The sequence below is a fragment of the Ruegeria sp. CDSC054 genome, assembly GCF_059610645.1.
The window spans coordinates 42,575-63,276 of record NZ_JBXWOA010000009.1; the positions used below are offsets into that span (position 1 = coordinate 42,575).

Here is a 20,702-nt window from a genome sequence, read left to right on the forward strand (position 1 = left end):
CTCGTCCCTATCCTTCGATCCTGTAATGATCGATAAAGTCTCGATCCGGCTCGACACCCAGTCCGGGGCCAGCCGGGATCATGACACGGCCATTATTGGCCTTGACCTGATTTTGAATTTCCAGCGGTACGGTCAGCAGATCGTCCCGAAACATGTTGTCCGTTGTGTCGAACTCCAGCATCGGCTCCCATGGATGCAAACCGCCTGGAATTGCTGGCATAGCCGCCAGTAGGTGTAGATTAGTTGCGACGGCGATGGCGCTGCCCCAGACGTGATTTACGACCGGAGTGAAATGTGCGTGGCATAGGGCCAGTACCCTGAGATACTCTGAAACACCGCCCAAAGCACATACTTCTGGCTGCGCTATATCAATGCCGCGATTTTCAAGAAGATTGCGCCAGGCCCAACGATTGAATATCGCCTCTCCGCCCGAGATGTTGACTTTAAGCGAAGTGCGCAGTTCGCGGTACCCGTCAATGTCTTCTGGCGCGACCGGTTCTTCGAACCAATATGCGTCCAGCTCTTCCAGCGCCCGACCGACAAAAAATGCGTCCGAAGTCGTATAGGCATGGTTCGCATCGACCATAAAAGGAAAGTCGTCACCAACTCCGCGTCGAACTGCTTCGCACAACTTCACATCAGGCTTCGGGCCAAAGCCCGTTTTCATTTTGGTGGCGGTAAATCCCATTTCCTTGATCTTCGCGGCTTCCTCCTCAAAACGGCTGGCCAGACTAGAAATCGGTTCATCCCGAAGCATCATGCCGTAGCCGTAGCAAGGAACGCTTGTGCGATGCGCGCCGCCGACAAGCTTATGAAGGGGTAGGCCAGAGATTTTGCCGGTGATGTCCCAAAGTGCGATGTCTACCCCGGACAAAGCCTGTATTGGCATTCCGCTTTGGCCATGGTCTCGCAGAAGGTTGTACACCTTGTGCCAGACCACGTCTTTGTCCAAAGGGTCCATGCCAAGAACCAATGGTTGGATTACCTTTTCTACGATGGACTTGTTGGCAATGGCTACGTTTCCGGGACCAAAACACTCCCCCCAACCGGTTACCCCTTCATCTGTCCGAATCTCGACCAGATGGGTTGTACGTTTGTCATAATACTGTTGCGAGTAGCCCAGAACTTCCGGCATGTCGTACTGCAGTACATGGCTTATTATTCTGTTGATTTTCATGAAGTTATGGATCCAGACGCCGATCCAGAGGGGCCGCTAATGCGGCCTCTCCGTGCGTCGTAATTCGGTCGAAGTCTGACTATTGCATTGCGCCCAGGTCACGCAGGAAGTTGATGTGGCTTTCCAAAAGCGCCTGTGCCTCAGGGGTCGTCGCGAACTCAGTCCAACCTACCTGAACGGCCGCGCGATACGCTGCCAGGTCTTCAGGCGACCATTCGTACAACTGAACACCTTTTGCTTTCAGGTCTTTTGCAGTCTGAGCGTTCTGCACTTCATTGATTGTGGCATTGTGCAATGCCAAGCTATCCATTGCGACTTCCATGATCTTCTTGTGGTGCGCAGGCATCGCTTCCCAAACGTCTTTGCGACAGGCTAGGTGATCTGCAGGCATCGAGTGAAAACCGGGATAGTTTGTGTGACCTGCGATCTCGTACAGACCCAGTCCCACGTTGTTAGTCAGGTTCGCGGCATCCGCGCCATCAATGATGCCGGTTTCCAAAGCCGTAAAGATTTCGTTGAAGTCCATAACGATCGGAGAAGCACCAAGTTCCGCGAACACTTTGGTCGCAAGGCCTGGAGGGGAGCGGAATTTCCAATCTTTGAAGTCGTCCACTTTTGCAATCGGCTTGGTCGAAGAAAGCGACTCCGGCCCGGGAATCCACCATCCGATGAACTCCATGTCATAGCCGTTGTATAGATCATTCACAGCTTCTCTTCCGCCGCCATGAAGAAGCCAAGCCATTTGCTGATATGGGTTCTGATACCCGCCGAGCAGGTCGCCCGCAAACTGGAAGGCCGGATTTTTTCCCGTCTGATAGCCGCCGCCCGTCATGTCGCAGTCCAGAATTCCCGTAGCTGCGGCATCGAAGGTTTCAACTGATTTGACCACCGAAGAGGAATAGAACATTTCAACTTCGATTTCGCCGTTCGACATCTCCTGAATGTCTTCAACGAATTTTGCAGCCATCTGACCAGACAGAGTTTCGGGTGAAAAATGGGTTTGAATTCTAAGCTTCGTGGTTTCAGCCATCGCGAAACCGGCTGCCATTGTCGTTGCTACGGCCGCCACGGCCGCTGTCTTGACTATTTTCATATTGTCCTCCCAGACGTTGAGCGACGCGCGGAGTGGGAGATCTTGCCGCCTCCTTTGCCGTCACGCAGATAAACGTTAAGCCGACGAATCGAATGCAACAAGAAGAATTTGAAATTTCTGATAATTTCGAGATTCTTGCATAAATTCGAAAATAGGCTTAGGACGCTACTTGGACAAAAATTGAAGGCGCATACCGGGATGAAAGAAGAAGTCGATATTTATCAAGATCTTAAAATGCGCCTAGTCTCGAACGGATTCGAGCATGGAGCCAAGGTGAGGGCCGAAGAACTACGTAAAGAGTATGGCTGTTCTGCGAGCGCAGTTCGTGAAGTCCTTTTTCGATTGTCCGCTGTTGGATTGGTGGACTTTCAGGAACAAAAAGGTTTCCGCGTGCCAATGCGTTCGCCGCAGAAGCTTATCGAATTGACACATGTCCGTGTTTTGTTGGAGGCCGAAGGTACAACAATGTCAATCCGTAGTGGCGGGGTGGATTGGGAAGCAAGACTGACGGCCGCGCATCACAAACTTAGCCACATCGAAAAACGCATACATGCCACAGACGACCCGAGCGGCCTTATCGAGATATGGTTTGCCTCGGAGAAGGAGTTTCACCAAACGCTTATTTCTGCCTGTGGCTCGGAAACCTTAAAACAAATGCATGGCCGAGTTTACGCGCAATTCAGACAGCAGTTGATGGTGGCAGACCGGAACTTTGAGTTCATTTCTCAGAACATAAGACACCATGCCAATATACTGGAGGCAGCATTGTCAGGGGATGAACAGTTAACACGAGAGAAAATTCACGATCATCTGAAACGCCACCTAACTGGAAAGACGATGGGCGACTAGCGCCGAAAATCGTCTTCCAAATACACCTGAATGATTTCGTCGAAGCTTGATTCCGCCTCGAACCCCAACTCCAGAGTGCGATCTGTTTGAAAGTCGCGCGGCCAATTCTTGACTATTCGTTCGATTGCCTCGTCGGGTTCTCGTCTGATGAGGCCAACTGCATCTTGGCCGGCCGCGGCGCGCAGCGCTTCGATTTGTTCTGCGACGGTGCAGCTTACGCCCGGCATGTTCAACGCGCGTCGGTCATTCAAAAGCCGCGTGTCGATTGTTGCTGCGTGGGTCAAAAAAGTCGCAGCGGCGCGGGGGCTGGCGTGCCAGTGGCGAACAGTTTCGGCAACAGGCAAGACAGCCTCAACCCCATTCAATGGCTCTCGGATAATACCTGAAAAGAAGGACGAAGCGGCAGCGTTGGCTTTGCCAGGGCGCACACACAAAGTGGGCAAGCGTAAGGAAACACCGTCGATATATCCCTTCCTGCTGAAATCCGTGATCATCAATTCAGACGCCGCTTTCTGCGCTCCGTAACTGGTCAAAGGAGCCGATAGAAACTCATCGCTTATCTTTTCGGGGAACGGTGCCCCGAAAACTGCTATGGACGAGGCAAAAACCAGACGAGGCGTGTACTCGCCTCCTGACGCCTCGTGTTCATCCTTGAGTGTGTTCAGCAGTGTCCAGGTCGCCATAAGATTGACATCCCAACCCAACGCAAAGTCAGTTTCAGCTTGGCCTGAAACGATAGCTGCAAGGTGAAATATGACGTCCGGGCGCTGAGCTGCAACCGACTTGGCGATGCCTGACGTGGTCAAGTTTCCCACAATTTGCTTACCTGGCGCACTGTCGAACGGGAATGAGAGATCGAACAGTGAGATTTGGGAATCTGCTCCAAAAATTTCTTGGGTCGAAACGCGTTGGGCCAGTTTCTGGCCCAGCATTCCTCCACCGCCTATAACAAGTACCCGCGTCACAACATTCCATTCCGTTTTTTGAGTTCCAGATACAAAGCCGAGTGATCCAGTTCGGCCCCATCCATTTCGTTTATCAAATATTCGAAACGGTTGCGCACGGATTGGATGCTGGGTAGCTCAACGCCAAGGCTGCGCGCTTCTTCTAGCGTGTTGTCCAAATCCTTTATTTGCAACTTAGACAAACCTCCTGGTACAAAATTTCCATCAGACATGCGTTCGCCATGTTGTTGTAAGATAATACTGTCCGCAAAGCCCCCCTTCAGTGCGGCCCTCAACGCGGTGGGGTCTGCACCGCCTTGCTGAGCCAGTAGTGTCGCTTCGGCGACGGCCGATATTGTCACAGCGACAATTGTTTGATTGGCCAATTTGCACAATTGACCAGAACCACTTGGGCCTACATGCACAGGACGTCCCATTGCCGTCAGAACCGGCCGCACGCGCTCCAAAACGTCCTGATCGCCACCGACCATGATCGCAAGGGTGCCAGCTTCGGCACCTACGGTGCCACCGGAAACTGGGGCATCCAGATGTTGCACCCCCATCGAGGACAATTGCGCGGATTGCTCTCTGGCGTGTGCGGGTTTGGCGCTGGACATATCAATCCAGATCATCCCCGGTTTGAGTTGTTCACGGAAAGCCTCGTCAGAAATTAGCGCGCCGGTCGCGTATCCATCCGAGAGCATGGTTATTATTGCGTCTGCACCTGAAACCGCCAGCGGGGCAGTTTCCACCAATGTCGCGCCTTCTGCTGTCAAAGGTTTTGCCTTTTTCAAGCTGCGGTTCCATACAGTGAGCGGAAACTTGGCGCGCAAAATATTTCGCGCCATAGGAGCTCCCATCAGGCCGGTTCCCAACAGAGCCACTTTGAACTGCTTGCCCATCATTTACTGTCCTTCCGAAGGTGCGCCACGCATGGTTATGGCCAAACCAAAATCTCTGTCATACGCTAACGGCTCTGTGCCCACATGCCAGAAGTCGTTGCAAATCCGCCAAGGTTTCTTTGCTTCTCTGTTGATCTGTGGGACGAAGTAACACTTGTCCAGTCGCCACTTCTGAGGTCGGAATATTTATATGTCAGAAAGACTTAAGGGAAAAAGCGTCTTGGTCACAGCCGCCGCACAAGGGATCGGACTTGCAAGCGCAATTGCAATGGCAAGAGAGGGTGCAAAAGTCTATGCGACGGATATTAACCCTGAAAAACTAAATTTGATTCGCGGTCAGAATCTCGAAAATCTCGAAATATTCGAGATGGATGTGACGAATAATGACAGCATTCATCATGGGGTCGCGCGAGCGAATCCGGACGTTTTGTTCAACTGCGCAGGGTTCGTGCATCACGGAACTATTCTGGATGCAACCGATGAAGAGTGGGATTTCGCCATGGACCTTAATGTGCGCTCAATGGTGCGCACGACAAAGGCTGTATTACCGGGAATGCTAGAGCGCGGAGGAGGCTCGATAATCAATATGTCTTCCGCACTGGGTTCCACAATCGGTGCGCCAAATCGTTTTGTATATGGAACGACAAAAGCCGCTGTTGTTGGGCTGACGAAATCGGTGGCCGTGGACTTCATAACAAATGGAATCCGGTGCAATTGCATTTGTCCGGGAACAGTCGACAGTCCCAGTTGGCGTGACCGCGTAGATGCGTTGGGCGAGCAACTGGGCAGCAGAGAAGAGGCCCTTGCACAATTTGTGGCGCGACAGCCTATGGGGCGTGTAGCGAAAGCAGAAGAGATTGCGGCATTGGTCGTCTATCTGGCGAGCGATGAAAGTGCATTCACCACAGGACACACGCACATAATTGACGGGGGTTGGTCAGGCCAATGACAAAAGTATCAAAAAACGATTTGCGATCTCGCAAGTGGTTCATGAATTCTGAGAACCTTGAGATGACTGCATTGTATTTGGAAAGATACCTGAACTACGGTTTGACCCGTGAGGAACTGCAATCAGGCAAACCGATCATTGGCATTGCCCAGACCGGCAGTGATTTGAGCCCCTGTAATCGGCATCATATCGAATTGTCCAAACGTGTTCGCGATGGAATCATCGCCGCCGGGGGAACGTGCATCGAAATACCGGTCCATCCGATACAAGAGACCGGTAAACGGCCAACGGCCTCACTCGACCGCAACCTAGCTTATCTGTCCTTGGTTGAGAGTCTATTTGGGTATCCAATTGATGGCGTTGTTCTCAACATTGGTTGCGACAAGACCACGCCCGCACTTCTTATGGCCGCTGCGACTGTCAACATCCCGGCGATCGCCCTGTCGGTCGGCCCCATGCTCAACGGTTGGTGGAAAGGTGAACGCGCTGGATCGGGCACGGTTATATGGAAAGCGCGCGAAGACCTTGCGGCTGACGAAATCGACACCGATGAGTTCATGGAAATCGCAGCCGCCGCAGCACCTTCGGTGGGCTATTGCAATACGATGGGAACAGCAACGACCATGAATTCGCTTGCTGAGGCCTTGGGTATGCAATTGCCCGGATCAGCAGCCATTCCAGCCCCGTATAGAGAGCGCGGTCAAATCAGTTATGAAACGGGTAAACGCATTGTGGACATGGTCTGGGAGGATCTACGCCCCAGCGATGTGATGACACGTCAGGCTTTTGAGAATGCGATTGTTATCAACTCTGCGATTGGCGGATCGACGAACGCGCCGATCCACCTGAATGCGATCGCTCGGCACCTTGGTGTTCCGTTGACCAACGATGACTGGCAGAAACTTGGCCACGACGTTCCTCTATTGGTTAACATGCAGCCAGCGGGTGAGTATCTGGGCGAAGATTACCAACAGGCCGGAGGTGTACCCGCCGTTGTCGGTGAGCTTTTTGATGCTGGATTGCTGCCGCATCCCGATGCGATAACGGTGAACGGTAAGACGATGGGCAACAACTGCTCGACGCGCCGGTCTCAGAATAGCCACGTAATCAAGCCTGTCAGTAGCCCGGTTAAGCAACAGGCGGGGTTCATCAATCTCTCGGGCAACCTGTTCGAGAGTGCGATTATGAAGACATCTGTGATCTCAAAGGCATTTCGAGAGACCTACCTGTCGAACCCGGATGATCCAAATGCGTTTGAGGGCAGGGCGATTGTGTTTGATGGGCCTGAGGACTTTCACCATCGGATCGATGATCCCGCAGAAAACATCGACGCAAACTGTATTCTGATTATGCGCGGAGCGGGACCAAAAGGATACCCGGGTGCTGCAGAGGTCGTGAACATGCGGCCGCCCGCATATTTGTTGAAACAGGGCATCGAAGCTCTTCCTTGCATCGGTGATGGACGGCAATCCGGTACATCAGGAAGTCCGTCTATCCTGAATGCCTCACCCGAAGCTGCAGAGGGTGGTGGGTTGGCCTTAGTGAGAAATGGTGACCGACTGCGCATCGATCTTGGCAAAGGCACAGCGGATATGCTGGTTTCGCTCGAAGAGCTGCATGAACGCGCTCGCGATCTGGAGGCAAAGGGTGGGTATTCAATGCCGCCCAACCAATCCCCCTGGCAGGAGATATTCCGCGAAAAAGTAGATCGGTTGGATCGCGGTATGACGCTCAAGGGTGCAGAAAACTACCGCGATATCGCACGAGGCTTCATGCCACGCGATAACCACTAAAAGGAACAGAAATGAAACTTGTTCGTTACGGAGCCGAGGGCTCGGAAAAGCCTGCGTTGGTCGACTCTGAGGGTCAATTGCGGGATCTGTCAGCTCATATCAACGATATTACGGGGGATATGCTGGATGATGGAACGCTAGATAATTTGCGTTCGTTGGATCCGAACAACCTGCCAATTGTGGAGGGTGATCCTCGTATCGCACCGTGTGTCGGCGAAATCGGAAAATTTCTTTGCATCGGTTTGAACTACTCGGACCATGCTGCAGAAACCGGCGCAGATATTCCCGAGCATCCGATACTTTTTTTCAAGGCTAACTCAGCGGTCATAGGGGCATATGACGATGTTGTCATGCCGCGCGGATCTACCTGCACCGATTGGGAATGCGAACTGGGGGTCGTCATCGGTAAGACGGCCAAATACGTTTCCAAGGCCGATGCGCTCGAACATGTTGCGGGCTATTGCATCGTAAACGATGTGTCGGAAAGGCATTTTCAAACTCAACTGACCGGTCAATGGACCAAGGGCAAGTCGTGCGACACATTTGGCCCTACTGGTCCGTGGCTAGTGACCCGGGATGAAGTGCCTGATCCTCAAAGTCTTGGTATGTCACTGGATGTAAACGGTCAGCGCATGCAAACCGGGAATACTGCTACGATGATTTTTTCGGTTGCCGAGATCATTGAGCATCTAAGTCAACTTTTCACATTGCACCCCGGTGACGTCATTTCAACTGGAACACCGCCCGGTGTCGGAATGGGGATCAAACCGAAACCAGTTTACCTAAAAAAAGGCGACGTCATGGAGCTTCGCATCGATGGGCTTGGTGTTCAGCGGCAAAAGGTCGGTCAAGATGACTGACTTATTGCAAATCGGAGGGATCACAGAACGGATGCGAGAGCGCCTGTCCGCAGCGTTCGACATTCATCAATTGGACGATTTCAACGCGGAAAATGTTACGCATATCGTTACGAACGGGCACGATGGTGTTCCGCATAAACTGATGACATCACTCGGTAATCTGAAGATGATCAGTGTCTATGGGGTCGGCTACGACGCCGTCGACGCAAATGCAGCAGCTGAGCGCGGGATTGTTGTGACGCACACGCCCAATGTTTTGAACAAAGAAGTCGCAACCACCGCCGTTCTGCTGTTGCTGTCATGTTATCGAGAGCTCATACGTGACGACGATTACGTTCGGTCCGGACGGTGGGAAGTTGAAGGTAATGCCCCTTTGACACGATCAGCGGACAATCAAAGAATAGGCATTCTTGGTCTTGGTCGCATTGGTCAGGCGATCGTTGATAAGTTGGAGCCGTGGGCCCCCGAAATCTCTTATAATACCCGCAATCAAAAGGATGTCCCGTACCGATATTTCGACAGTTTGGTTGAAATGGCAGAACATGTGGATGTCCTCATATGCATCACGCCCGGCGGCCCGTCGACCAATAGGCTGGTCAACGCTGAGGTGTTGCGCGCGTTGGGGGCAGGGGGCACTCTTATAAACGTTAGTCGAGGTTCGGTTGTCGACGAAACTGCCCTAATCAATGCATTGCAAAACGGTGAGCTCGGGTGGGCAGGGCTTGATGTTTTTGAAGACGAACCGCGCGTTCCAAAAGCATTGCGCGAGTTGTCCAATGTCGTTCTGCTCCCTCACGCTGGTAGCGCGACTATTGAGACACGTGCAGCTATGGGTGACCTAACTGTCGACAATCTCCTGCAACACCTTAAGGACGGATCGGTGATCACAGCTGTGCCGGAATGCAGAGATCTGTAGAAGGCCAATCTGAATAGTGTTTGAGTTTGCCGTTGCGGTTTTCTTTCTGCTGATTACGCCTGGCCCAGGTGTTTTGACAACTGCGGGTATTGGATCAGCATTTGGTTTTCGATCTGGGCTAGCTTTTGTGGCCGGTTTGATGCTGGGCGGGTTCATCAACATGATGTTTGTTGTCTCTGGAGTCGCTGCAGTAGCTTTGGCTATACCGGTACTTAGAACTTTGCTGCTATTTGCCTCTGTTGGGTATTTGGGATTTCTTGCCTGGCGTATTGCAAGAGCTGGCTCAAAGGTCGGGTTTTCCCCTGCGGTCTCGCCACTTGGATTTGCGAACGGGCTGACACTTCAGTTCATTAATCCCAAGGCTTACGTGGTCGGCACAGCATTGTTTTCAGGGTTTGCCTTTTTGCCCGATGCGCCCGTTTGGGAGGTCGTCATAAAAATCGTAATATTCAATATGGTTTGGGTGCCAGTGCACATGATCTGGCTGGGTGCTGGCGCAAAGCTAGGCAGCCTAGATTTAAGTGAGAGATCACATCAAAGGATCAACTTTGCGATGGCGGCTTCATTGATGGTTGTTGTGGTGATTGCTTTGGCGTCGGCGCTTTAAACAAAGCCTGCGTCAGTCGTACCTAGCAGACGGTTGAAAGACATAAATCAAAGTGACGCCGTTATTCCGCCATCAACGTAGAGAGTATGTCCATTGACGAAACTGGATGCAGGGGAGGCAAGGAATATGGCGGCGCCGACAAGTTCTTCCACATTGCCCCAGCGACCGGCCGGGGTGCGTTTCTCGAGCCATGCACTAAACTCAGGGTCAGCAACCAATGCGGCGTTCAAAGGTGTATCGAAATATCCAGGCGCAATGGCATTGCAGTTTAGGCCATACTTAGCCCAATCAGTCGCCATTCCTTTTGTAAGGTTGGTCACGGCACCTTTTGTCGCCGTGTAAGGCGCAATACCCGGTCTTGCCAATGCGGATTGAACCGACGCAATGTTAATGATCTTGCCTGACTTTCTTTCAATCATGTGCCGTGCCACAGCCTGACCGACATGAAAGACGGACGCTACATTTGTCTGTAGTAGGTGCTCGAAGGCATCAGCGGGGAAATCCTGTAGCTCCGTCCTGTGTTGCATTCCGGCGTTGTTTATCAGGATGTCTATGGGGCCGACATTGTCTTCAAAGTTGTCCACGGCAGATCGGACACCTTCATGATCGGTTGCATCGAACGAAAGTTCACGTACCGAGGCGCCTGTTTCGCTCAACTCGGATGCTGCTGCCGCTAGTTTCGCGGTGTCGCGCCCGTTCAAAACGACTTGCGAACCAGCGGCAGCCAAGCCACGGGCCAACGCAAATCCAATGCCTTGGCTAGAGCCTGTTACTAGTGCGCGTGTTCCCTCTAGGTTGAACATTTCAAGCATCATGCAAAAACCCCTTGGTTGTCAGCACCGACTATCCGTATCTTTTGGCAATATGTATAGGGAGTCTGTGCAATGTCTTCGGCCAATGTTGCTGTTGTTATCCATGCCGCAAAAGATCTGAGGTTGGAAAACCGGGACGTACACGACGTGGGGCCAGACGAAGTCTTGATTGCCATGCGCGCGGGTGGGATTTGCGGCTCTGACCTGCATTATTATAACCACGGTGGTTTCGGTGCGATCAAGTTGCGTCAGCCGATGGTGCTAGGACATGAAGTCGCCGGAGAAATTGTGAAAGTCGGGTCAAGTGTGCAGGGGCTGCACTTAGGCCAACTGGTTGCAGTTTCTCCATCCCGCCCTTGCCAAGCCTGCATTTATTGTCTGAACGGGCAGCAAAACCACTGTCTTGATATGAAGTTCTATGGCAGCGCGATGCCGTTCCCGCATATCCAAGGCGCTTTTCAAAGCAAACTCGTGGCGAAAGCCAGTCAATGTGTTCCGGCAGATGGGTTGAGCCCTGCGCAGGCCGCTATGGCCGAACCTCTGGCTGTCTGTTTGCACGCGATTAAACAAGCCGGGAACCTCTTAGGCAAAACGGTACTTATCACGGGATGCGGTCCGATTGGCTGCCTCACGATCTTGGCGGTACGTCGTTCTGGAGCGGCCAGAATAGTGGCGACGGATATCTCGGACCAGACCCTCGCTCTGGCGCGTGAATGCGGGGCAGACGATGTCATCAACACCTACGCCGATCCGCAAAAACTGGAGCGGTTTGAAAACGACAAGGGCCAGGTTGATGTCCAACTGGAGTGTTCTGGGGCTCAATCGGCTCTGGCTTCTGGCGTCGCATGCTTGCGACCGGGTGGAACATTGGTTCAGCTTGGTCTGGGTGGAGATATGACTGTGCCGATGCAGGCGTTGACTGCAAAAGAGATAGTGCTTCGTGGGTCTTTCCGTTTCCATTCCGAGTTCTCAGTCGCGGTCGAGATGATGCGAAGCGGACTAATAAACGTCGACCAGTTGGTGACGCATTCCTTCGAAGTTGGCGAGGCTGTAACTGCCTTTGAGGTCGCGTCTGATCGAAGCCAATCAATGAAAGTGCAGTTAACGTTTCCGGAAAATGACGATGGATAGACGAATGCGTGATATTGCAAAGACTTATGAAAGAGACGGTTTCGTAGCTCCGCTGGATATCCTGACAGCTTACGAGGTCCAAACGCTGCGCGATGATTTTGAAAAAGCAGAGCGCATTCTCAGAGACGACCCAGAGAAACTCAAGCTTCTATATTCTTATCCGGACAGGCTGATACCATCATTCGATGCACTTCTTCGCCATCCGAAGCTGATTGAGGCTGCTTCAACAGTGTTGGGGCCGGACCTCATGGTTTGGAGCGGTGCACTTTTCGTAAAAGAAGCGCGATCATCGAAGATAGTCTCGTGGCATCAAGACTTGACCTATTGGGGTTTGGATGATGCTGAAGAGGTAACCTGTTGGGTTGCGATTTCAGAAGCGTCTGAGCAAAGCGGGTGTATGAGGTTTGTTCCTAGCAGCCATAAAAGCCGTATCGTGCCTCATGTGGACACCTTCAGCGAAAACAATCTTTTGTCACGTGGGCAGGAAATCACAGTCGATGTGAACGAAAAAGATGCAGTTGCTGCCGAATTGCGTGCAGGGCAGGCTTCCATGCATCACGGGCATCTCTTTCACGCATCAGGGCCCAATAACACGGACGATAGACGCATTGGTGCGGCGTTGCGTTTCATAAAGCCCTCAATGAAACAGCAAAACAGAGTGAAAACTTTGGTTGCGCTAGTCGCAGGGCGAGATGATTTTGGGCATTTTTTAGTTGCGTCCTCCCCTCAGGGCTTTTTGCATGAGAACGATTTCGTTTTGTGTCAAAGGGATGCAGATCGCAAAAAACAAATACTCTTCGCCGGAGTATAATGACTCCCTTCGAGGGTCTTGTCAGAAGAACTTTGCTTGAGCGGGGTAGGGGTGTTGCGTAGCTTTTGCCCCTGACCAGACCTGCCTCTTTCAAATACTTTAAAACCAGTCCCGAGATCATCCGCTTGGCCGTGATGCTTTACATCCGTTTCCCGCTCTCGCTTCGGAATGTCGAAGATCTGCTGCACGAGCGAGGCATCGACGTGAGCCACGAAACCGTCCGATATTGGTGGAACAGGTTCGGCCCGATGTTTGCCTCCGAGATCAGACAAAAGCGAGTTCAGCAATTGCGAGCACACTCGAAATGGAAATGGCACGTCGACGAGGTCTTTGTGAAGGTGAATGGCAAGCGACACTGTCTGTGGCGGGCTGTTGATCACGAGGGCGAGGTGCTGGAAGCCGTTGTCACCAAACGCCGAAACAAAGCTGCAGCACTGAAATTCCTTAAGAAATTGATGAAACGGTACGGTTGCGCCGCGGAGGTCGTGACCGACCGGTTTGCATCCTACAAAGCAGCGCTCAGAGATTTGGGTGCTCTCGAAAAACAACAGACGGGCAGTTGGCTCAACAACCGCGTTGAGAATTCGCACCTGCCTTTCCGACGAAGAGAGCGCGCTATGCAACGTTTCAGGCGCATGCGAAGTTTGCAGAAATTCGCCTCCGTTCATTCCTCCGTCTACAACCACTTCAACCAGGAAAGATCACTGACCGGCCGAGACACCTTCAAGTTGACACGCAGCGCCGCTCTTGCCGAGTGGCGTCAACTCTGTTCTGGATAGGTTCACGGTTTCTGCGGCAAACTGAGACTGGTTAGAATTCGTCTGACAGCACCTCATGAGGGATTGCATGCGCTATCTTCTGTTGCAAATCACTTTGCTTGTTGCTTTTGCAGGCGCGCTTCATGCGGATAAACGCAACTATATCGAGCTTGCGCAGCAAGGATGGGGGTATGAACTGCGCTCAACGATGTTGGGGCGCGACATGGCGATCCCCGTTCACATAAACGGGCGCGATCTGGCGGGCGCAGCCCTGTGCCTTGTAGGCGAAAAGCCGCATCCACAGACTTTGGCGGTTTTGAGTACATTTCGAGAATTGCTGAAGCACAGTTTTGGTCATCCGACCCCGATGCGTTACGCTGGACTTTCAGCGCGGGACTGTGGAACCGGCCGAACTGTGATTTTGCGGCTATATTCTGGATACCCTCCCAATCGCGATCTTTCAGCTGATATCGACTGGCTTAATGAAGTACATCAGCTTGGGTTGCCTCAGGGGCGCGCCTATGTGGTGACGTCTCCGGCGATGGCGCAGACTTTTTTTGGTCGTCGGGGGCAGGGGACCCATATTGTAGTCAAGCAACCGGCGCATGATCGCCCGGGCAAGCTTGAGAAGGACTTTCACAAGTCGATCCTGCTGGAAGAGTTGTTTCAGTCTTTCACATTTGGCATGGACATCCTGCTATATGATAAGTCCACGGGGTTCTTGTCCAAGCTGCAGGAAACGCCTGTGAACTTGCAGCGGCTGCCGTGGAGTTCGCATGAATTTATGCGCGCTCTGTTGAATTCGAACCCAAGCGGTCTGTGTGCGTTTGACATCTTCATGATGCATGCTGTCGCGCAATCTCCTGCGGATCAAACCATTGACCCAGGCTTCATCGACTACATTGATCGGCAATACGATCGCCTTTGGGCTCAGGCGGATGAGACTCTGGCTGATCCACAATTTGCAGCCCTGTTTGACGAAGGCTGCTCAACATCCGTCCTCGTGCCCAGGTAATACCATCTGCTGTGTTTTGCTGAACGGGCGACTCCGGGTAGCCTGAGCGCAGGTATTGCGCCCTCGGAGTCTATGGGAGGACATATGGACACAAGGTCTGAAAACCCGCCGTGCGCGATTGCGGGATTGTCGGGGTATTTGTCCCAGGGGCTTGTTGGTCACGAGCATCTGGTGGAATCCTTGCTGATCGCGTTGCTGGAAGGCGGTCACCTTCTTGTGGAAGGACCGCCCGGGCTGGCAAAAACGCGCGCGGTCAAAAGGCTGTCGAACGCTGTCGAGGGCAGCTTTGCCCGTATCCAGTGCACACCGGACCTGATGCCTTCCGACGTGACAGGAACGCCTGTGTACCAGCCCCAGGAGGGGCGATTTGAATTTGTACCGGGGCCTGTGTTTCACACTTTGGTGCTTGTTGACGAGATCAACCGCGCTCCACCAAAGGTGCAGTCCGCCCTGCTGGAATCCATGGCAGAGCATCAGGTTACAGTTGGCAATGAAACACACGCTCTGCCGGACCCGTTTCTGGTCATTGCCACACAAAACCCGATCGAACATGACGGGACGTTTCCCTTGCCCGAGGCGCAGCTGGACAGATTCCTATTACATTTGGTTCTGAACTTGCCGGATCTGGAAACGGAACGTCAGATTCTCGACTTGGTCATTGCTGAAACGCAGGATGCTCCGCCAGATGTTCAAAAGATGACGCTCGCGGAATTGATGATTGCGCGCGCTGAAGCACAGGCTGTGCATGTGGCGCCGGAATTGCGAGACTATATCGTGCGCCTCGTGACCGCGACCCGGGAAGGCCCGTTTGCCGAACATGTGGAACATGCAGTCTCACCTCGGGGGTCACTGGCTCTGGCTTCGGCGTCGCGCGCGCGCGCCTATTTGCGAGGCCGAGATTTCGCGTTGCCCGAGGATGTGGCCGCCGTTGCACCGGATGCGCTGGCGCACCGGATGGTAATGACCTGGAGGGCGGTAGCGGATGGGAAAAAGCCGCGCGAGCTGGTGGCCGACATACTGAAAACGGTCGAACCGCTGTGAGCGGTGCGCTGGCACATGCAGGCGTAAGCCTGAGGACAGATGCCCTGATTGCATTGCGGCACCTTGCGATAGCCGACCGCGAGAATCCTCAATTGGCTGCCTTGCCCGGCGGTTTTTTGACCCGTAAGCGCGGGCAGGGCGTCGAAGTTGCAGATGTTCGCGAATACGTAGCCGGGGATGACATTCGACATCTGGATCGCGGCACCACCGCCCGAACAGGGCGTCTGCATATCCGACAGTTTCAGGAGGAACGGGATCGGGTCGCCCTGTTGGTTGCCGATTTCCGCGCGCCGATGTTTTGGGGCCTGCAGCGGGCGTTTCTCTCTGTTGCTGCCGCTGAGGCTCTGGCCTTGATCGGATGGCATATGGTTGAAGGCGGCGGGCGTGTTGGCTTGCTGGCGATATCAACCGACACATCCGTGATTGTTCCGCCACGAGGCAAGACACGCGGGATGCTGGATGTGATCGGCGGCCTGGTTCAGGCTCATTCGCGCAGTCTGAGCGCCTTGCAGAACGGCGAGGATGAGAGGTGGACGCTGGAACAATCGCTTACTGGTGTTGAAAGACTGACGCCCAGCGGGTCCGAGATCATCATCGCGTCTGGTTTTGATCATCAGGGTGATGGGTTTTCTGATCTGTTGGATCGGCTTGATCATCGCCGAAACCCACGTCTGGTCCTTTTGACTGAGAGCAAAACACTTGAGATGCCAAGCGGTTGGTATCCGATCCGCCTGTCGGACGGGCAGCAAAGGCGCGTTTACCTGGGTAAGACAACGACTGATGATGCGCTGATTTACCAGAAGGTTGCTGCACATACGGCGCTTGTTGTGAACGCCAGCGACCCGGTTGAGGAAACCTCTCGCCGCATTTCTTCGGCCTTTGCGGCAAGATACGTGCCATGAGCGAGAAGGCCCTCACTGAGGCCACAATGCTGGCCAGTCTGCGAGACATCCACTTACCCTCCGAGGCTGCGGGCGGGGTGTTCGCCGAATACGCAGCTGTATTCGGGATCGCAGCGTTGGCCTCAGTAGGTTGCGTTGCCATCCTTCGGTTTCTGAGTATCAAGGACACCGCAAACAAAACTTTGAAAACGCCCGAACTATTCGCAGATCGACCCGGTTGGTCTGCGGATCGGCGCAAGGTGGCGCTTTTACATAGGCTACGCGTTCAGAACCCGACGCGTTATGCGGAACTAAGGGGTGAGCTTTACCAACCCGGCGGAGGACCCGATCTGGAGACTCTGCTAGATGAGGTTGCGGGCCGTGTTTGAGCTTGCTGATCCCTGGGTTTTGCTTCTGTTGCCGTTGCCCTTGGTGATTGTTCGCCTGATCAAACCACGGCCAGTCTTTGAACGCGGGTTCCCTGTTCCGGATCGCATTGGCGGGATGCTGTTGGCGGCAAGTCCTCAGGTTAACGCCGCGAACCATCGCTTGGCGGATCGCCTCATCTTGTGGGCCATTTGGGCGCTGACTGTCTTTGCCTTGTCCGGTCCGCGTGAGCTGCAACCAGTCAGTGCGTTGAAAGTTTCCGGGCGGGATCTTGCGATTGTTTTGGATCTTTCGGGTTCGATGGTGCGGGATGATTTTCATCTCGATGGGCGCCAGATCACCCGGCTGGAGGCAGTGACAAGCGTTGGGTCCGAGTTCGCCCGACGCCGCGCTGGCGACCGGGTGGCTTTGATTGTGTTCGGCTCTGAAGCCTATTTCGCCACGCCTTTCACATTCGATACCGAGGCTGTTGCGCGAAGGATCGAAGAGGCCACGATAGGCATATCGGGTCGTGCAACCAACATATCCGATGGACTGGGCCTCGCGTTGAAGCGGCTCGCTGACAGTCAGGCAGCGTCGCGCGTTGTGATCCTGTTATCGGACGGGGTGAACAACGCGGGGGCTACGAACCCTCGGGGCGTCGCAGAGCTGGCCGCTGAAATGGGCGTGCGGGTTCACACAATTGCGCTTGGCCCCAAAGACCTGCAAAGCGCTGAGGTCGGTGAACGCGGAGTGGTTGATGCGGCGACTTTGCGCGCCATTGCCGAGGTATCGGGCGGAGAGGCTTTTCGCGTCAAAACCACCGATGATCTGATCGAAGTGGCTCAAGCTCTGGATCGGCTGGAAGCGACGGATAGCGCGGGCCTTACGGCTGAGGTTCACAAATCTTATTGGACATGGCCCGCAGCAATGGCGGCAGCCCTTGCTTTAATTGTGGCGTGGAGGCAGGCGGAATGACTGATTTGGATGTCACTCTTCTTAGGCCATTTTGGGGACTTTCCGTGTTCTTCCTATGCGCGATGGGCTGGTGGGTAATATCTCGCCCCGGTGGGTTTGGTGCCTGGGACAGAGTAACCGATCCTCAGCTTATGAAAGCGATGGCGGCGATTGGCAGGATCGAAGGCGGTTCGATCCCGTTCACGCCAGTCGCTTTTCTGCTGACCAGCGGGATCGTTGTCATCGCGCTTACAGGCCCGGCCATCGAACGGCGCGACGCGCAAACCTATCACAATCTGGATGGTGTGCTGTTCCTTGTGGATGCATCAGACAGCGTGGTGGATGACAGCCGCTGGCCACAAATGCTGAGCATGGGGCGTTTTGGCGTCAGCGCGCTTGGATCCCGGCCCGGTGGCATCATTGTATTTGCAGGTGATGCCTATGTCGCAACGGACATGACAACGGATCACCGCCAATTGGGACAAACATTCTCTCTCATCGACAGAGAAACCGTTCCCGACAAAGGGTCACGTCCTGAGCGTGCACTCGCACTGGCGCTCCGACGGATTGAAGAAGCCGGGATTTTGGCCGGGGACGTGGTGATATTCACGGACGGAGCCGGATTGGGCTCACTCTCGCTGCAACAGGTCGCGTCTCTTGCGTCGCGCAGTGCGCGCGTGTCTTTGGTGTCGCTACAGTCTCCGACGGCGCAAACGCAAACGCATGCCGGTGTAGGCGGTGGTGCCGTGTTTACGTTGGACCAGATGGATGATCTGGCTCTTTGGTTGGCCGATGATGCCGCAACTCGGTTGGAACGTGCAGACTATCCGGTATTGTTTTGGCACGATCTGGGGCGGTATCTGTTGTTCTTGGCGCTGTTCCCCCTCTTGGTATTGTTTTGGAGGGAACGCGCATGAGATGGCTTGCGATCGCGGGTGTTGCATGTTTCGTTCTTGCTCTTGCTTTGGGCGGTGCCGCCCCATTTGGCCGCGTTGCCTTGGCGATTGGCCTATATCCGTTGGCGGCAAACCTGTTATCTGACCCCAACTGGCAAGGTGTCGCCCTATACCGTTCTGGAGATTTCGACGAAGCCGCCGAAGCGTTCAAAAGCGCCGGTGACCAGTACAATCTCGGCAATGCCGAGGCCCAGAACGGTAAATTGGCCGCCGCACTGGAGGCGTATGATCAGGCCATCGGCAAGGGTAGCCCGGATGCACAGGCAAATTTCGATGTGCTGGCCGCCTATTATGCGGCGCAGCAGATCGAGCCAGAGGCGTTGGGCCTTTTCCCGGAACGCAAGTCAGGTCCCAAAGCCGAAAGCTTTGTGGCCCGTGGAAATGCGCGCGCGGCGGGCACGGGCAGCGAGGTCACAAACTCGAACACGATGCTGGGACTGGCGGAATTGGACAGCCGCGGGCGATTGGGTGTGCGACGAATCTTTGATGACAAATTCATGGTTGCGGACCAACGATGGCTCAATCAGCTTTCCGATGTTCCGGGTGAGTTCATGGCGGCCCGTATCGCGCAGGAATACAAACGCAGGGTCAAGCTGGGCCTTTCGCCTCCTGAAGCGGAGAGCCCGGAATGAAGTGGTTGGTCTTACTTCTCATCGTTTTCCCAGTTCAGGTGCTGGCCCAATTAAAGACCGTGCTGCCATCCGAGGCATCGATAGAGGTTACCATTGAAGACAACGGATCTGTTCCCTTCACCCGGGAGATGGTGCTTTTGACGATCCGGGGTGTTTACCGCCGGCACATCACTCGTGAGGAACTAGTCCAACCCGATTTTGAAGGGTTTAGCTGGGCGCAGCTTGGGCCGGACAGTTGGTCGGAAGAAAGGATCAGTGGTCGGAAGTTCAAAGTGTTTACCCGGCGCATGGCAATCTATCCGGTCGAGGCGGGCGAGCTTGCGATTGGTCCATTCGTTCACCGGTTGACGCTGACTGACGAAAATGACGACTGGTTTGAACATGAGATTCAATCGGAACCACTGTCCATTCAGGTCACTGAAGCCCCGGCCACGAAGGATTGGTGGTTTCCGGTACGCAAGTTGCAAATCTCAGACCAATGGTCCAATGCCCCGGATCAACTCGCCCCGGGTGAGGGTGTGTTGCGTGTCATCCGGCTGGAGGCTTTAGGTGCAACCCCCGAGATGATCCCGCCGATGCCAGAGTTGACCTCACCTTCGGCTCTGATCTTCGCGCATCCTGAGAAACGTCTAGTCGAATTGACCCCGGAGGGGCCAGTAACCTATGCATTCTGGCGCTGGACCATTCGCCCGTCTAACGATACGTCGGGCATTGTTGAATCCCTGCAATTCAGCTATTTTGACACCTTCGCGCGCGAAGCTCGTGAGGTCACGATTTCACCACAACGCATTGCGTACGGCACAGTCACCGGAGCGGTGCCCACTGACGACCCCGAGGAGGTAGCGCCACCTGTGACGTTGCTGAAATGGCCAGCTTTCACAATCGCCGCTGTCGTTTTTCTGGCTGGTCTGGTTTTAGGCATGTCTGGGCATAAAGTGGCCGCTTCAAAGGCATTGCAGCGTATTAGGGTTTTCGATCCCCTGGTTCGTGATTTGCGGGGTTACGCCAAGGCCGGTCGCGCAAACGGGATGCGACAAGCTGCTGTTGCGATCTTACGTCGGGACGGACCCTCATCCGGGCACCTTGAACAAATTCGAGACTTTGACAGGCAGGTGTTCGATCCCAAGGTAGCGGCACCTGATTTGAATGAATTTGTCAGGAAATTCCTCAAAAATTAGACCCTCCGAGTTATCAAACTTCTGTTATCTATGGAATCTTTTGAAAGTATCAAAATGAAACAGTTGAACTGATC

Annotated in this window: 22 protein-coding genes; 17 read left to right on the forward strand and 5 right to left on the reverse strand. The window is 53.9% G+C overall.

Features of this window, described 5'->3' with window-relative positions; translation table 11 throughout:
• Positions 1 to 7 precede the first annotated feature (7 nt).
• Together AC2FGC_RS16580 and AC2FGC_RS16585 are read right to left on the reverse strand one after the other, a co-directional pair.
• Entirely contained in the window at positions 8 to 1,177 is a 1,170-nt protein-coding gene (locus AC2FGC_RS16580; RefSeq protein WP_496721895.1) for a mandelate racemase/muconate lactonizing enzyme family protein, read from the reverse strand.
• Positions 1,178 to 1,256: 79 nt separating this feature from the next.
• Positions 1,257 to 2,270, reverse strand: a complete 1,014-nt coding sequence (locus tag AC2FGC_RS16585; protein ID WP_480793242.1) for a TRAP transporter substrate-binding protein — start codon at positions 2,268 to 2,270, stop codon at positions 1,257 to 1,259.
• Between the two features lie 198 nt (positions 2,271 to 2,468).
• On the opposite strand from AC2FGC_RS16585, the gene AC2FGC_RS16590 reads away from it, so the two are divergent.
• Positions 2,469 to 3,119, forward strand: coding sequence for a GntR family transcriptional regulator (locus tag AC2FGC_RS16590; protein WP_496721897.1), 651 nt, complete (start codon positions 2,469 to 2,471; stop codon positions 3,117 to 3,119).
• Here the strand turns inward: AC2FGC_RS16590 and denD are convergent.
• A complete protein-coding gene (denD, locus tag AC2FGC_RS16595; protein ID WP_496721899.1) occupies positions 3,116 to 4,084 on the reverse strand; it encodes a D-erythronate dehydrogenase in 969 nt (322 codons plus the stop codon). The two genes, AC2FGC_RS16590 and denD, sit on opposite strands and share 4 nt — an antisense overlap.
• Positions 4,081 to 4,968 carry an NAD(P)-dependent oxidoreductase gene (locus tag AC2FGC_RS16600; protein WP_496782913.1) on the reverse strand — a complete coding sequence of 296 codons (888 nt, stop codon included), beginning with the start codon at positions 4,966 to 4,968 and terminating at the stop codon, positions 4,081 to 4,083. Before AC2FGC_RS16600 ends, denD begins: the two co-directional genes overlap by 4 nt.
• Before the next feature lie 187 nt (positions 4,969 to 5,155).
• Between AC2FGC_RS16600 and AC2FGC_RS16605 the strand changes: the two genes are divergently transcribed.
• From AC2FGC_RS16605 to AC2FGC_RS16625, 5 genes are read left to right on the forward strand one after another with little or no spacing between them, the layout of a single operon-like run.
• Positions 5,156 to 5,914 carry an SDR family oxidoreductase gene (locus AC2FGC_RS16605; RefSeq protein ID WP_496721903.1) on the forward strand — a complete coding sequence of 253 codons (759 nt, stop codon included), beginning with the start codon at positions 5,156 to 5,158 and terminating at the stop codon, positions 5,912 to 5,914.
• Positions 5,911 to 7,707, forward strand: a complete 1,797-nt coding sequence (locus AC2FGC_RS16610; protein ID WP_496721905.1) for an IlvD/Edd family dehydratase — start codon at positions 5,911 to 5,913, stop codon at positions 7,705 to 7,707. The genes AC2FGC_RS16605 and AC2FGC_RS16610 overlap by 4 nt, the downstream gene beginning before the upstream one ends.
• 11 nt (positions 7,708 to 7,718) lie before the next feature.
• Entirely contained in the window at positions 7,719 to 8,567 is an 849-nt protein-coding gene (locus tag AC2FGC_RS16615; protein ID WP_496721907.1) for a fumarylacetoacetate hydrolase family protein, read from the forward strand.
• Positions 8,560 to 9,483, forward strand: coding sequence for a 2-hydroxyacid dehydrogenase (locus AC2FGC_RS16620; protein WP_496721909.1), 924 nt, complete (start codon positions 8,560 to 8,562; stop codon positions 9,481 to 9,483). The genes AC2FGC_RS16615 and AC2FGC_RS16620 overlap by 8 nt, the downstream gene beginning before the upstream one ends.
• Positions 9,484 to 9,499: 16 nt before the next feature.
• On the forward strand, positions 9,500 to 10,090 hold the full coding sequence (locus AC2FGC_RS16625; RefSeq protein WP_496721911.1) for a LysE family translocator: 591 nt from the start codon (positions 9,500 to 9,502) through the stop codon (positions 10,088 to 10,090).
• 47 nt (positions 10,091 to 10,137) lie between these two features.
• On the opposite strand, the gene AC2FGC_RS16630 is transcribed toward AC2FGC_RS16625, so the two are convergent.
• Positions 10,138 to 10,905, reverse strand: coding sequence for an SDR family oxidoreductase (locus tag AC2FGC_RS16630; RefSeq protein WP_170777660.1), 768 nt, complete (start codon positions 10,903 to 10,905; stop codon positions 10,138 to 10,140).
• 69 nt (positions 10,906 to 10,974) lie between these two features.
• Between AC2FGC_RS16630 and AC2FGC_RS16635 the strand changes: the two genes are divergently transcribed.
• The 11 genes from AC2FGC_RS16635 (at position 10,975) to AC2FGC_RS16685 (ending at position 20,628) form a co-directional block, all read left to right on the forward strand.
• Positions 10,975 to 12,033 (forward strand): L-idonate 5-dehydrogenase, encoded by a 1,059-nt coding sequence (locus AC2FGC_RS16635; RefSeq protein ID WP_496721913.1) that lies wholly within the window; start codon positions 10,975 to 10,977, stop codon positions 12,031 to 12,033.
• A 4-nt stretch (positions 12,034 to 12,037) separates the two neighbouring features.
• Positions 12,038 to 12,844, forward strand: coding sequence for a phytanoyl-CoA dioxygenase family protein (locus tag AC2FGC_RS16640; RefSeq protein ID WP_496721915.1), 807 nt, complete (start codon positions 12,038 to 12,040; stop codon positions 12,842 to 12,844).
• 65 nt (positions 12,845 to 12,909) lie between these two features.
• A complete protein-coding gene (locus tag AC2FGC_RS16645) occupies positions 12,910 to 13,623 on the forward strand; it encodes an IS6 family transposase (protein WP_496721917.1) in 714 nt (237 codons plus the stop codon).
• Between the two features lie 67 nt (positions 13,624 to 13,690).
• The gene (locus AC2FGC_RS16650; protein ID WP_496721919.1) at positions 13,691 to 14,617 is read left to right on the forward strand and encodes a hypothetical protein; all 927 of its coding nucleotides are present in this window, start codon (positions 13,691 to 13,693) and stop codon (positions 14,615 to 14,617) included.
• Positions 14,618 to 14,701: 84 nt separating this feature from the next.
• A complete protein-coding gene (locus AC2FGC_RS16655) occupies positions 14,702 to 15,658 on the forward strand; it encodes an AAA family ATPase (RefSeq protein WP_496721921.1) in 957 nt (318 codons plus the stop codon).
• Entirely contained in the window at positions 15,655 to 16,560 is a 906-nt protein-coding gene (locus AC2FGC_RS16660; RefSeq protein ID WP_496721923.1) for a DUF58 domain-containing protein, read from the forward strand. The genes AC2FGC_RS16655 and AC2FGC_RS16660 overlap by 4 nt, the downstream gene beginning before the upstream one ends.
• The gene (locus AC2FGC_RS16665) at positions 16,557 to 16,928 is read left to right on the forward strand and encodes a hypothetical protein (RefSeq protein WP_496721925.1); all 372 of its coding nucleotides are present in this window, start codon (positions 16,557 to 16,559) and stop codon (positions 16,926 to 16,928) included. The genes AC2FGC_RS16660 and AC2FGC_RS16665 overlap by 4 nt, the downstream gene beginning before the upstream one ends.
• Complete coding sequence (locus tag AC2FGC_RS16670) at positions 16,906 to 17,883, forward strand: VWA domain-containing protein (protein ID WP_496721927.1); 978 nt, start codon at positions 16,906 to 16,908, stop codon at positions 17,881 to 17,883. The genes AC2FGC_RS16665 and AC2FGC_RS16670 overlap by 23 nt, the downstream gene beginning before the upstream one ends.
• Positions 17,880 to 18,779, forward strand: a complete 900-nt coding sequence (locus AC2FGC_RS16675) for a vWA domain-containing protein (protein ID WP_496721929.1) — start codon at positions 17,880 to 17,882, stop codon at positions 18,777 to 18,779. The genes AC2FGC_RS16670 and AC2FGC_RS16675 overlap by 4 nt, the downstream gene beginning before the upstream one ends.
• Complete coding sequence (locus AC2FGC_RS16680; RefSeq protein ID WP_496721931.1) at positions 18,776 to 19,450, forward strand: hypothetical protein; 675 nt, start codon at positions 18,776 to 18,778, stop codon at positions 19,448 to 19,450. The genes AC2FGC_RS16675 and AC2FGC_RS16680 overlap by 4 nt, the downstream gene beginning before the upstream one ends.
• Positions 19,447 to 20,628: a hypothetical protein gene (locus AC2FGC_RS16685; protein WP_496782916.1), complete on the forward strand. Its 1,182-nt coding sequence runs from the start codon at positions 19,447 to 19,449 to the stop codon at positions 20,626 to 20,628. Before AC2FGC_RS16680 ends, AC2FGC_RS16685 begins: the two co-directional genes overlap by 4 nt.
• The last annotated feature ends 74 nt before the right edge of the window (positions 20,629 to 20,702 follow it).

Coding starts and splice junctions, on each gene's coding strand:
- AC2FGC_RS16580 (WP_496721895.1), bottom strand. CDS start 1,177: ATGAAAATCAACAGAATAATAAGCCATGTACTGCAGTACGACATGCCG.
- AC2FGC_RS16585 (WP_480793242.1), bottom strand. CDS start 2,270: ATGAAAATAGTCAAGACAGCGGCCGTGGCGGCCGTAGCAACGACAATG.
- AC2FGC_RS16590 (WP_496721897.1), top strand. CDS start 2,469: ATGAAAGAAGAAGTCGATATTTATCAAGATCTTAAAATGCGCCTAGTC.
- AC2FGC_RS16600 (WP_496782913.1), bottom strand. CDS start 4,968: ATGATGGGCAAGCAGTTCAAAGTGGCTCTGTTGGGAACCGGCCTGATG.
- AC2FGC_RS16605 (WP_496721903.1), top strand. CDS start 5,156: ATGTCAGAAAGACTTAAGGGAAAAAGCGTCTTGGTCACAGCCGCCGCA.
- AC2FGC_RS16610 (WP_496721905.1), top strand. CDS start 5,911: ATGACAAAAGTATCAAAAAACGATTTGCGATCTCGCAAGTGGTTCATG.
- AC2FGC_RS16615 (WP_496721907.1), top strand. CDS start 7,719: ATGAAACTTGTTCGTTACGGAGCCGAGGGCTCGGAAAAGCCTGCGTTG.
- AC2FGC_RS16620 (WP_496721909.1), top strand. CDS start 8,560: ATGACTGACTTATTGCAAATCGGAGGGATCACAGAACGGATGCGAGAG.
- AC2FGC_RS16630 (WP_170777660.1), bottom strand. CDS start 10,905: ATGATGCTTGAAATGTTCAACCTAGAGGGAACACGCGCACTAGTAACA.
- AC2FGC_RS16635 (WP_496721913.1), top strand. CDS start 10,975: ATGTCTTCGGCCAATGTTGCTGTTGTTATCCATGCCGCAAAAGATCTG.
- AC2FGC_RS16640 (WP_496721915.1), top strand. CDS start 12,038: ATGCGTGATATTGCAAAGACTTATGAAAGAGACGGTTTCGTAGCTCCG.
- AC2FGC_RS16650 (WP_496721919.1), top strand. CDS start 13,691: ATGCGCTATCTTCTGTTGCAAATCACTTTGCTTGTTGCTTTTGCAGGC.
- AC2FGC_RS16655 (WP_496721921.1), top strand. CDS start 14,702: ATGGACACAAGGTCTGAAAACCCGCCGTGCGCGATTGCGGGATTGTCG.
- AC2FGC_RS16665 (WP_496721925.1), top strand. CDS start 16,557: ATGAGCGAGAAGGCCCTCACTGAGGCCACAATGCTGGCCAGTCTGCGA.
- AC2FGC_RS16670 (WP_496721927.1), top strand. CDS start 16,906: ATGAGGTTGCGGGCCGTGTTTGAGCTTGCTGATCCCTGGGTTTTGCTT.
- AC2FGC_RS16675 (WP_496721929.1), top strand. CDS start 17,880: ATGACTGATTTGGATGTCACTCTTCTTAGGCCATTTTGGGGACTTTCC.
- AC2FGC_RS16680 (WP_496721931.1), top strand. CDS start 18,776: ATGAGATGGCTTGCGATCGCGGGTGTTGCATGTTTCGTTCTTGCTCTT.
- AC2FGC_RS16685 (WP_496782916.1), top strand. CDS start 19,447: ATGAAGTGGTTGGTCTTACTTCTCATCGTTTTCCCAGTTCAGGTGCTG.